The organism is Vibrio sp. YQ_11, from assembly GCF_043103065.1.
Classification (GTDB): Bacteria; Pseudomonadota; Gammaproteobacteria; order Enterobacterales; family Vibrionaceae; genus Vibrio; species Vibrio parahaemolyticus.
This window is the reverse complement of sequence record NZ_JBICJM010000009.1, coordinates 46808-58196: the sequence shown is the minus strand read 5'-3', so window position 1 is coordinate 58196 and position 11389 is coordinate 46808. Positions and strand designations below refer to the sequence as shown.

Here is an 11389-nt window from a genome sequence, read left to right as displayed (position 1 = left end):
AAGTAAAGATCTACAAACCTTTCTAATTTAACAAATCTCGCGGAGATAAAAAATATCCCCGCATGAGCGGGGATATTGAAGTCATTCTTGGTTACGCATTTTTCATTAGGCGAGGAATCGTATCATCACTGCGTAGCGTTAATACTTCACAACCATCTTTGGTTACCACGATAGTGTGTTCCCATTGCGCTGAGTTTTTGCCGTCACCTGTGTATACAGTCCAGTCGTCTTGTGCGTCAACAGTACAACCGAATTTACCTGCGTTGATCATTGGTTCAATAGTGAAACACATGCCTTCTTTAAGTACGCGGCGGTCTTTGTTCTTGTAGTGAACCACTTGTGGTTCTTCGTGGAACTCATCACCGATACCGTGACCACAGAAGTCTTTAACAATAGAGAACTTATTTCGAGGGTTGTTCTTATTGTTTTCTTTGATGTATTTCTCGATAGCTGTACCGATATCACCAACAGTTGAACCAGGTTTAACGGTACGCATACCGACATAAAGAGCTTCTTGAGCAACCATGCATAGACGCTTGTTGGCTGGTGAAACATCACCGACTAGGAACATTTTAGATGTGTCACCGTGGTAGCCTTGAGGGCGTACACTTAGGTCTGCATTCTCATCGTTCGGGATGATCACAGTGATATCAACGTTAAGAATGTCGCCATCTTTTAGTACCGCCGGCTTCATTTGGCCGTTGCTACCAATCTCGTCTTTTTCAGCAGGAATACCGTGACAAACAATATGGTTGATAGACGTACAAATCGACTTAGGGAAACCATGGTAATCAAGCGGTGCAGAGTATGCGCCTTTTTCTAGAGCGTATTCATGACAGATTTTGTTCAGTTCGTCTGTCGTAACTCCCACCTGAATATGTGGTTCGATCATTTCTAGAATTTCTGCGGCCAGCTTGCCCGCAATGCGCATGCGTTCGATTTCTTCAGCAGTTTTAATCTTGATTGACATTGGCTTTCTCTACTTATTCGTAAGCACGTAAACGTGCGAATGGCCGCATTCTATCAGACATCTGGCGGTTAACCCAAGCCAGTTAAGAATATGAGTCATTCTTACTTGAAGTGTAGTAATAGAATCTGGCCGAGAGTAGGGTAGCATTCCTGCTAATGTGACAAGTATAAGAAACAATTTTTACTAGCCATCTTGAGCTAAAATATGATATAAAGCGCGCCGGAATAGAGGACTGTTCTCTTCGCTCTGCAAAAGCTAAGCGGCGAAGCAAGCTTCATCCGATTAACCTTTTTATCTTTAAATCACACACATTCCGTCACATGTTCCGGGGTGCTGAGCAGAAGCTTGGTCGGAATTATGGGGGATGTGGAGGCCTAACCCCATAGAGGATTTTAAAATGGCAACTGTATCAATGCGCGATATGCTGAAAGCTGGTGTTCACTTCGGTCACCAAACTCGTTACTGGAACCCAAAAATGAAGCCATTCATCTTTGGTGCTCGTAACCGCGTTCACATCATCAACCTAGAAAAAACTGTACCAATGTTCAACGAAGCTCTAGCTGAACTAGCTAAAGTTGGCGAGAAAAAAGGTAAAGTTCTATTCGTAGGTACTAAGCGCGCTGCATCTGAAGCTGTTAAAGAAGCTGCAATCGCTAGCAACCAGTTCTACGTGAACAACCGTTGGTTGGGCGGTATGCTAACGAACTACAAAACTGTTCGTCAGTCAATCAAGCGTCTAAAAGAACTTGAGATTCAATCTCAAGACGGTACTTTCGACAAACTAACTAAGAAAGAAGCTCTAATGCGCACTCGTGAAATGGAGAAGCTAGAGAAATCTCTTGGTGGTATCAAAGACATGGGCGGCCTACCAGACGCTCTATTCGTAATCGACGCTGATCACGAACACATTGCAATCAAAGAAGCTAACAACCTAGGTATTCCAGTATACGCTGTGGTAGATACTAACTCTAACCCAGACGGCGTTGACTACATCATCCCAGGTAACGACGACGCGATCCGCGCAGTTCAACTATACCTAAACGCTGCTGCATCTGCAGTAACTGAAGGTCGCAACAAAGACGTTGCAGTAGTTGCTGAAAAAGACGGCTTCGTAGAAGCTGAATAATAGCGGCTCTGTGTCACACTTAGTTTATGTGAAACCTTGTTGTAGCATAGACTGAGTTATAGTTAGCATCGGGGGCCGACAATGTAGGCCCCTGTTTTTTACCTTATTTCGAATCAAACGAGGAATAGAGAATGGCAACTGTAACTGCTGCTCTAGTTAAAGAACTTCGCGAGCGCACTGGCGCTGGCATGATGGAATGTAAGAAAGCGCTTGTAGAAGCAAACGCTGACATCGAACTAGCAATTGAAAACATGCGTAAATCTGGCGCAGCGAAAGCAGCTAAGAAAGCTGGTAACGTTGCAGCTGAAGGTGCGATCATCATCAAAGAAGAAAACGGTTCAGCTGTTCTTCTTGAAGTTAACTGCCAAACTGACTTCGTTGCTAAAGACGGTAACTTCACTGCGTTTGCACAAGAAGTTGCAGCTGCAGCTCTAGCTTCAAAAGCTACAGTTGAAGAGCTACAAGCGCAATTCGAAGAAGCTCGCGTTGCTCTAGTTGCTAAAATCGGCGAAAACATCAACATCCGTCGCGTACAATACGTTGAAGGTACTGCAATCGCTTCCTACCGTCACGGTGAGAAAATCGGTGTAGTTGTTGCTGGTGAAGGCGACGCTGAAACTCTTAAGCACGTAGCAATGCACGTTGCTGCTTCTAAGCCAGAGTACGTAAACCCAGAAGACGTACCAGCTGACGTAGTTGCTAAAGAGAAAGAAGTTCAAGTTGAAATCGCTATGAACGAAGGCAAGCCAGCTGAGATCGCTGAGAAGATGGTTGTTGGCCGCATGAAGAAATTCACAGGCGAAATCTCTCTAACTGGTCAAGCATTCATCATGGAACCTAAGAAAACTGTAGGTGAAATGCTGAAAGAAAAAGGTGCTTCAGTTGCTACATTCGTTCGCCTAGAAGTTGGTGAAGGTATCGAGAAAGCAGAAGGCCTAAGCTTCGCTGAAGAAGTTGCACTAGCTCAAAAAGGTTAATCCTTAGAGACTTGTGTAAAGATTAGACCGTGGCCTTGGCTGCGGTCTTTTTATGAGCAGTAGACGATTAGCCGTGATGAATAACCATAAGCAAGCTTGTGATTATTCATGACTGTTAATCAACAACTCTCTTTGGAAGGTAAACTCCATGACTACGAACCCTAAACCAGCGTATCAACGTATTCTATTAAAACTGAGTGGTGAAGCTCTTCAAGGTGAAGACGGTTTTGGTATTGATCCTGCGATCCTTGATCGTATGGCACAAGAAGTTAAAGAACTTGTTGAACTGGGTGTTCAGGTTGGTGTAGTTATCGGTGGCGGTAACCTGTTCCGTGGCGCTGGTCTTGCAGAAGCTGGTATGAACCGTGTAGTGGGTGACCACATGGGTATGCTTGCTACAGTAATGAACGGCCTTGCGATGCGTGACGCTCTTCACCGTGCATACGTAAATGCGCGCGTAATGTCTGCAATTCCTCTTAAAGGCGTATGTGACGACTACAATTGGGCTGATGCAATTCGCGAACTTCGTCAAGGCCGCGTTGTAATCTTCTCAGCAGGTACTGGTAACCCATTCTTCACAACAGACTCTGCTGCGTGTCTACGTGGTATCGAAATCGAAGCTGACGTAGTTCTAAAAGCAACGAAAGTTGATGGCGTATTTACTGCTGACCCAGTAGCAAACCCAGACGCAGAGCTGTATGATAAGCTATCTTACGCAGAAGTTCTGGATAAAGAGCTTAAAGTAATGGATTTGGCTGCGTTCACACTTGCTCGTGACCACAAAATGCCTATCCGCGTATTTAACATGAACAAGCCAGGCGCACTACGTCGCGTGGTGATGGGCGAAGCAGAAGGCACGCTGATCAACTCTGACGCATAATTCTAATACGCCATCCAAGCAACGTTGGATGGCGTTTCGCTTTGCTCAACCCTTTTAAGCTTTCTTCAGGAAAGATGACATTTTTAAGGTGAAACCGTGATTAACGAAATCAAAAAAGACGCGCAAGAGCGCATGGACAAAAGCGTTGAAGCGCTAAAGAACAACCTTTCTAAAGTTCGTACTGGTCGTGCACACCCAAGCCTACTATCTGGTATCTCTGTTGAGTACTACGGTGCTGCTACTCCTCTTAACCAAGTAGCGAACGTTGTAGCTGAAGACGCACGTACACTAGCAATCACAGTTTTCGACAAAGAACTAACTCAAAAAGTTGAAAAAGCGATCATGATGTCTGACCTTGGTCTAAACCCAATGTCTGCTGGTACTATCATTCGCGTTCCACTTCCACCGCTAACAGAAGAGCGTCGTAAAGACCTAGTTAAGATCGTTCGTGGTGAAGCTGAAGGTGGTCGTGTTGCAGTACGTAACATCCGTCGTGACGCAAACAACGATCTAAAAGCGCTTCTAAAAGATAAAGAAATCTCTGAAGACGAAGATCGTAAAGCACAAGAAGAGATCCAAAAGCTGACTGACGTAGCAGTTAAGAAGATCGACGAAGTTCTTGCTGCAAAAGAAAAAGAGTTGATGGAAGTTTAATACTCCCACCTACATCACTGTTGGAAAACGCTGTGCTCACAGTGCAGCGTTTTTTTGTGTTAATCTATCCAACTGATGGAACTCAATTAACTCCCTATGCAAAATTCTCAAGCCTTCTCTGACTCCCTCCCTAAGCATATTGCCATCATCATGGACGGTAATGGTCGCTGGGCTAAGTCCAAAGGAAAACCTCGCGTATTTGGCCATAAAAAAGGCGTTAATGCCGTTCGTAAGACCATTGCTGCGGCTTCCAAACTTGGCATTAAAGCGATGACATTATTTGCTTTTAGTAGTGAAAACTGGCGTCGTCCGGAGGAAGAAGTTGGTCTTTTGATGGAACTGTTCATCACAGTCCTGTCTAGTGAAGTAAAAAAGCTACATAAAAACAACTTACAGTTACGTGTTATTGGTGACACAAGCCGCTTTAGTGAGCGCCTACAAAAGAAAATTGTAGAAGCGGAAAATCTAACGGCAAGCAACACTGGTATGGTGATTAACATTGCGGCCAATTATGGTGGTAAATGGGACATCACAGAAGCGGCTAAAGCACTAGCGCTTAAAGCTCGTAACGGTGAAATTCGTGTAGAGGATATTAATGAGCAGTTAATCACTGAGCATTTGACCATGGCAGACCTACCAGAGGTGGATCTTTTGATCCGTACTAGTGGCGAATGCCGCATCAGCAACTTCATGCTGTGGCAAATGGCTTATGCTGAAATGTACTTTACGCCAGAGTTTTGGCCAGAGTTTGACGAAGACAGCTTAGTTGAAGCTGTGACGTGGTTTATTAACCGTGAGCGTCGTTTTGGCTGTACTGGTGAACAAGTAAAGGCATTGATGACGGCTCAATAAGGACTAATTAGTTTGAAACAGAGAATAATAACAGCACTAATTTTAGCTCCCCTGGTTATTTTAGGTATTTTTAAGTTACCCCTAATGGGCTTTATTATCGCGTTGACGGCGATAACACTGTTAGGTTTTTGGGAGTGGACACAATTTACAGAAAGCAATTCTCGCATTGCTGCACTGATTCCGGCAGCCGTTGTTACCGGACTTAGTTTTCTCTTTATCTCACCTGACGCACATAGCTTAAACCATTTGAGTACACCTCATTATGTTGTGTTAGGGCTTGGTTTTGTGTGGTGGATTATTGCGAGCTTGATGGCAATTACTTACCCGAAAACCACAAAATCTTGGCAAGGCAATCTTGTTTTACGACATGTTTTTGGTTTTCTGACATTACTCCCTTTTCTTTGGAGTGTAATCATTCTAAGAGCCTCAGACATTTCGGTAGATCCATACCACGGTGCAAAGCTCGTAATGTACGTTTGCTTCTTGGTATGGGCTGCAGACAGCGGTGCTTACTTCGCTGGTAAAAGTTTAGGCAAGCGCAAGATGGCACCACATGTTAGCCCAAACAAAACGATTGAAGGTCTTATTGGCGGTATCATCGCGGCACTGATTGTTGGCTGGTTGTTTGCCGATTGGTTCAATATCCAGTTCACGAGCCCAATTCATATGATCATCATTACGTTGATCACGGTCGTGATTTCTGTATTAGGTGATTTAGTCGAAAGCATGTTTAAGCGTGTTTCTGGCATCAAAGACAGCAGTAACATCATTCCAGGCCACGGTGGCGTATTAGATCGCATCGATAGCCTGACTGCTGCATTTCCAGTCTTTGCTCTTCTATACTACGTATTCTAATTTATCGGGAGCGGCTTCATCGCTCCTGAATTTTTCTAACGGTCTTACATCATGCAAAAGTTAACGATTCTTGGTGCAACAGGCTCAATAGGTGCAAGCACCTTAAAAGTGGTTGAACAAAACCCAGAGCTGTTTTCTGTGGTCGCACTAGCGGCTGGCACTAACGTTGAAAAGATGGTGGCACTTTGTCGCCAATGGCAGCCTAAATTCGCAGTAATGGCGGATAAGGCTGCGGCTGTTGCTCTGCAATCAGAAATCCACACCATTTCACCAAATACAGAAGTGTTAGGTGGTGTTGATGCACTTTGTCATGTGGCTTCATTAGAAGAAGTAGATAGCGTAATGGCAGCCATCGTTGGTGCAGCGGGTTTGTTGCCAACCATGGCGGCCGTTAAAGCGGGTAAGCGCGTATTGCTGGCGAATAAAGAAGCGCTTGTCATGTCTGGACAGTTGTTTATTGATGCCGTTGAACAATACGGGGCAGAGTTGCTGCCAGTAGACAGTGAACATAATGCTATTTTCCAGTGCCTACCACAGCAAGTTCAAACCAATCTTGGCCGTTGTAACTTAGATGAGCATGGCATTTCTAGTATTCTGTTAACCGGATCTGGCGGTCCATTCCGTTACGCTGACATTGCCGATCTCGACAGCGTAACGCCAGCACAGGCAATCGCGCACCCTAACTGGTCTATGGGGCCAAAGATTTCGGTCGATTCTGCGACTATGATGAATAAAGGTCTTGAGTACATTGAAGCAAAATGGCTATTCAATGCGGCTCGTGACCAGTTAAAAGTGATTATTCACCCGCAATCCGTGATCCATTCAATGGTTCAGTATCGTGATGGTTCGGTACTGGCGCAAATGGGAGAGCCAGATATGGCAACACCAATTGCGTTGACAATGTCTTATCCTTCTCGTGTTGATGCCGGTGTAAAACCGCTAGACTTTACTCAAGTAGGTGAATTGACATTCTTGCAACCAGACTTTGCTCGTTATCCTTGTTTGAAGCTTGCGATTGACGCGTGTTACGAAGGGCAACATGCGACTACTGCTCTAAATGCAGCCAATGAAGTTGCTGTTGATGCGTTTCTAAATAATCGCCTTGGTTTTACAGATATAGCTCGCATCAATGAATTGGTTTTGCATAAAATCACCGCAAGCTGCAAACCTGAGAATGCGAATAGCTTGGAAAGCTTGCTAGAGCTAGATAGAATGTCTCGAACTATCGCCCTAGAAATTATACGCGAGCGTAGCTAATGACTGGTATTTTGTGGAATCTCGTTTCTTTTATCGTTGCACTGGGCATTCTCGTTGCCGTGCACGAGTTTGGGCACTTTTGGGTTGCTCGTCGTTGTGGCGTGAAGGTTGAAAGATTTTCCATCGGTTTTGGTAAGTCTATTTGGCGAAAAGTTGGTCAAGACGGAACCGAATACACTATCTCAATGATTCCTCTTGGTGGATACGTCAAAATGGTAGATAGCCGTGTTGACGATGTGCCAGAAAGTGAAAAACATTTAGCCTTTGATCAAAAGCCGCTTTGGAAACGAACGTCTATTGTTGCAGCTGGCCCTATCTTTAATTTCTTATTTGCTATTTTTGCTTATTGGTTGGTTTTCCTGATTGGTGTACCTGCGGTAAAACCCGTAATTGGTGAAGTTACGCCCAATTCGATTGTTGCTGAGGCAGGAATTGAATCTGGAATGGAACTAAAAGCAGTATCAGGCATCAAAACTCCGGATTGGGAATCAGTTAATATGGGATTAATTTCTCATATTGGTGATGACGCTATGACGCTAACACTGACGTCAGACTCAGAAGTTGGCGCTGAAGTGACGAAAACGCTGGACCTTCGTGACTGGAAATTTGATCCAGAAACCGAATCTGCGATGCATTCACTTGGCTTTGCTCCTTATACACCAGAAATCTATCGTGTTATTAAGCTAGTTTCTGAAGATGGTGCAGCCGAGAAAGCAGGTGTGCTTCCAGAAGATGAAATCATCGCGATTGGTGGTGAGCCTATCAATGACTGGAAACAAGTCGTAGATGCTGTACGCTCAAATCCAAATACTCCAATCGAGTTGACGGTATTACGCCGAGGCACTGAGCAATCACTAACATTAACACCAGACAGTCGTGAGCTGGCTAACAAACAAGTGGTTGGCTTTGCAGGTATCGCACCTGAAGTCGCAGAATGGCCAGAAAGTTATCGCTTCGAGCTGCAGTTTGGTGTATTCGAATCAATTGGTAAAGCGGTTGATAAGACAGGCCAAGTGATTGGTTTGACCGTCAGCATGTTGAAAAAACTGATTGTTGGTGATGTTGGTCTTAACAATCTGAGCGGCCCAATTTCGATTGCAAAAGGTGCGGGTGCGACGGCGGACTACGGTCTGGTTTACTTTTTAGGTTTTCTCGCTCTAATTAGTGTTAACCTAGGTATTATTAACCTCGTTCCGTTACCTATGTTGGATGGTGGTCATTTATTGTTCTTCGCAATTGAAGCCGTTATCCGACGCCCAGTCCCAGAAAAAGTACAGGAAATGGGCTTTAGAATTGGTGGTGCAATCATCTTCTCGCTCATGGCGTTAGCGCTATTTAATGATTTTACTCGTCTGTGATAGTTCAGAGACAAAAGCAGTAGCAAGGAATAATTAGAACAAGTATGGCGATTAAGCGAATTCTGTTTGCAAGTTTACTGGCGACCAGTGTATCTGCAAACGGAGCAGAGAACTTCGTAGTTCAAGATATTGAAATCGATGGATTGCAGCGTGTAGCACTTGGTGCGGCGTTGCTAAAAATGCCTGTACGTGTCGGTGATACCATTGACCAAGGCGATGTTGCAGAGATTATCCGCGCACTGTACGCATCTGGTAACTTCGAAGATGTTAAAGTGCTGCGTGATGGTGGCGTGTTGATGGTTCAAGTGAAAGAGCGTCCAACTATCGCAAGCATCTCATTCTCAGGCAACAAAGCGATCAAGGACGAGCAGCTACAAGAAAACCTGAATGCATCTGGCGTTCGTGAAGGTGAAGCGCTTGACCGTACTACGCTAAGTAACATCGAAAAAGGCTTGGAAGATTTTTACTACAGTGTTGGTAAGTACAACGCAACAGTGAAAGCGGTTGTGACTCCATTGCCACGTAACCGTTCTGACTTGAAATTTGTCTTCACGGAAGGCGTGTCGGCAAAAATTCAGCAAATCAACTTTATCGGTAATGAAGTCTTTTCGGATGAAGAACTTCTTTCTCGTTTCAACTTGAACGTTGATGTGCCTTGGTGGAATTTCCTCGCGGACGAAAAATACCAAAAGCAAGTGCTTGCTGGTGATATCGAAGCGCTGAAGTCATTCTATCTTGACCGCGGCTACCTGAAATTTAACGTTGATTCTACACAAGTTGCGATCTCTCCTGACAAGAAAGGGGTATACATTACTCTTGGCTTGGAAGAGGGCGAAGTGTACACCGTTAAAGATGTAAAATTCCGCGGTGACCTGATTGGTGAAGAAGCGACCTTCGAACGACTCGTTCCATTCGAAGACAATGAAACGTACAACGGTTCTCTTGTGACTTCGATGGAAGAAGGCATCAAGCGTGTGCTTGGTGAATCTGGCTACGCTTACCCTCAAGTAAACACCATCCCTGAATTTGACGATGAAAACAAACAAGTCTCCTTGGTTGTGAATGTTGATCCAGGTAATCGAATTTACGTTCGCGACATTCGTTTTACTGGTAATAACTCAACGAAAGATGAAGTGCTGCGTCGTGAAATGCGCCAAATGGAAGGTAGCTGGCTAAACTCCAAGTCGATTGAAACTGGTAAGACACGACTTAACCGTCTTGGCTATTTTGAAAACGTAGAAGTACAAACGGTTCGTGTACCAGGTAGTGATGATCAAGTTGATCTGGTTTACTCGGTTAAAGAAGCGAACTCAGGCAGTGTAAACTTTGGTGTTGGCTACGGTACCGAATCGGGCGTCAGCTTCCAAGTTGGTCTGCAACAAGACAACTTCTTAGGTAGCGGTAACCGCGTTGGTATCAACGCGATGATGAACGACTATCAAAAGAACGTGAGCTTAGACTACCGCGACCCATACTGGAACCTTGATGGTGTAAGCTTGGGCGGTAAGATTTTCTACGATGAATTTGAAGCATCGGAAGCGGGTATCGTTGACTATACCAACCAAAGTTATGGTGCAAGTTTGACATGGGGTTTCCCATTTGACGAACTGAACCGTTTTGAATTCGGCGTTGGTTATACCCACAACAAGATCGGTAACTTGTCACCTTACTTGCAGGTAGAGCAATTCTTGCAAGCTCAAGCAGACAATATCGACTCAAGCGGTGCGTTAAACACCAACGACTTTGATTTCAATATCTCTTGGACTCGTAACAACCTGAACCGAGGTTATTTCCCGACAGCGGGTAACCACCAACGTGCATTCTACAAGATGACCGTACCTGGCTCTGACGTTCAATACTTCAAAATGCAGTACGATGTGCGTCAGTACGTGCCTTTGACTAAGAAGCATGAGTTCACGCTCTTGTTCCGTGGTCGCTTAGGTTATGGTAACGGTTACGGTCAGACGGATGGCAACGATAACTTGTTCCCATTCTACGAAAACTATTACGCAGGTGGCTTTACGACACTACGTGGTTTCGGCTCTAACAGCGTAGGTCCGAAAGCGGTTTATCGTGATTACTCTGGCTCGAACAATGGTGCTGATACTGCTACAGACGATTCTGTTGGTGGTAACGCCGTAGCGCTAGCAAGTATCGAACTGATTGTTCCTACACCATTTGCGTCGGACGAAGTTCGCAACCAAATTCGAACCAGTATTTTCTTCGATATGGCAAGTATTTGGGATACCGAGTTTGACTATCGCGACTCTGGTGCAGAATATGGTGACCGTTACTACTACGATTACTCAGATCCAACCAACTACCGTTCATCTTATGGTGCGGCGTTGCAGTGGATGTCTCCAATGGGGCCTCTAGTCTTCTCACTAGCGAAACCAATTAAGAAATTTGATGGCGATGATGAAGAGTTCTTCACATTCACTATCGGTAGAACTTTCTAAA

10 protein-coding genes are annotated in these 11389 nt (G+C 44.7%); 9 read left to right on the top strand and 1 reads right to left on the bottom strand.

All coding sequences use genetic code 11. From position 1 onward, the window contains the following. Positions 1-91: 91 nt before the first annotated feature. Positions 92-970 (bottom strand): type I methionyl aminopeptidase, encoded by an 879-nt coding sequence (gene map / locus ACF8EG_RS06045; RefSeq protein WP_005456732.1) that lies wholly within the window; start codon positions 968-970, stop codon positions 92-94. 397 nt (positions 971-1367) lie between these two features. Here map and rpsB point away from each other — a divergent pair, with 397 nt between their 5' ends. From rpsB to bamA, 9 genes are all read left to right on the top strand, one after another. Beyond that, the gene (gene rpsB / locus ACF8EG_RS06040) at positions 1368-2096 is read left to right on the top strand and encodes a 30S ribosomal protein S2 (protein WP_005456727.1); all 729 of its coding nucleotides are present in this window, start codon (positions 1368-1370) and stop codon (positions 2094-2096) included. A gap of 131 nt (positions 2097-2227) precedes the next feature. Next, positions 2228-3073 carry a translation elongation factor Ts gene (tsf, locus tag ACF8EG_RS06035; protein ID WP_005456729.1) on the top strand — a complete coding sequence of 282 codons (846 nt, stop codon included), beginning with the start codon at positions 2228-2230 and terminating at the stop codon, positions 3071-3073. A 148-nt stretch (positions 3074-3221) separates the two neighbouring features. Continuing rightward, entirely contained in the window at positions 3222-3953 is a 732-nt protein-coding gene (gene pyrH / locus ACF8EG_RS06030) for a UMP kinase (RefSeq protein WP_005484104.1), read from the top strand. Positions 3954-4049: 96 nt separating this feature from the next. Further along, complete coding sequence (frr, locus tag ACF8EG_RS06025) at positions 4050-4607, top strand: ribosome recycling factor (RefSeq protein WP_005456723.1); 558 nt, start codon at positions 4050-4052, stop codon at positions 4605-4607. A 96-nt stretch (positions 4608-4703) separates the two neighbouring features. Beyond that, positions 4704-5459: an isoprenyl transferase gene (locus ACF8EG_RS06020; protein WP_069507359.1), complete on the top strand. Its 756-nt coding sequence runs from the start codon at positions 4704-4706 to the stop codon at positions 5457-5459. Between the two features lie 12 nt (positions 5460-5471). Then, complete coding sequence (locus ACF8EG_RS06015; protein ID WP_005480977.1) at positions 5472-6314, top strand: phosphatidate cytidylyltransferase; 843 nt, start codon at positions 5472-5474, stop codon at positions 6312-6314. Between the two features lie 51 nt (positions 6315-6365). Further along, positions 6366-7571: a 1-deoxy-D-xylulose-5-phosphate reductoisomerase gene (ispC, locus tag ACF8EG_RS06010; protein ID WP_005456710.1), complete on the top strand. Its 1206-nt coding sequence runs from the start codon at positions 6366-6368 to the stop codon at positions 7569-7571. Next, on the top strand, positions 7571-8929 hold the full coding sequence (gene rseP, locus ACF8EG_RS06005) for a sigma E protease regulator RseP (protein WP_069507357.1): 1359 nt from the start codon (positions 7571-7573) through the stop codon (positions 8927-8929). The genes ispC and rseP overlap by 1 nt, the downstream gene beginning before the upstream one ends. Before the next feature lie 44 nt (positions 8930-8973). After that, a complete protein-coding gene (gene bamA, locus ACF8EG_RS06000; RefSeq protein ID WP_005456717.1) occupies positions 8974-11388 on the top strand; it encodes an outer membrane protein assembly factor BamA in 2415 nt (804 codons plus the stop codon). Position 11389: the final 1 nt, after the last annotated feature.

Excerpts from the sequence above, each read along its gene's own strand:
- ACF8EG_RS06020 (WP_069507359.1), top strand. The coding sequence starts at position 4,704 with ATGCAAAATTCTCAAGCCTTCTCTGACTCCCTCCCTAAGCATATTGCC.
- bamA (WP_005456717.1), top strand. The coding sequence starts at position 8,974 with ATGGCGATTAAGCGAATTCTGTTTGCAAGTTTACTGGCGACCAGTGTA.
- map (WP_005456732.1), bottom strand. The coding sequence starts at position 970 with ATGTCAATCAAGATTAAAACTGCTGAAGAAATCGAACGCATGCGCATT.
- tsf (WP_005456729.1), top strand. The coding sequence starts at position 2,228 with ATGGCAACTGTAACTGCTGCTCTAGTTAAAGAACTTCGCGAGCGCACT.
- ispC (WP_005456710.1), top strand. The coding sequence starts at position 6,366 with ATGCAAAAGTTAACGATTCTTGGTGCAACAGGCTCAATAGGTGCAAGC.
- pyrH (WP_005484104.1), top strand. The coding sequence starts at position 3,222 with ATGACTACGAACCCTAAACCAGCGTATCAACGTATTCTATTAAAACTG.
- rpsB (WP_005456727.1), top strand. The coding sequence starts at position 1,368 with ATGGCAACTGTATCAATGCGCGATATGCTGAAAGCTGGTGTTCACTTC.
- rseP (WP_069507357.1), top strand. The coding sequence starts at position 7,571 with ATGACTGGTATTTTGTGGAATCTCGTTTCTTTTATCGTTGCACTGGGC.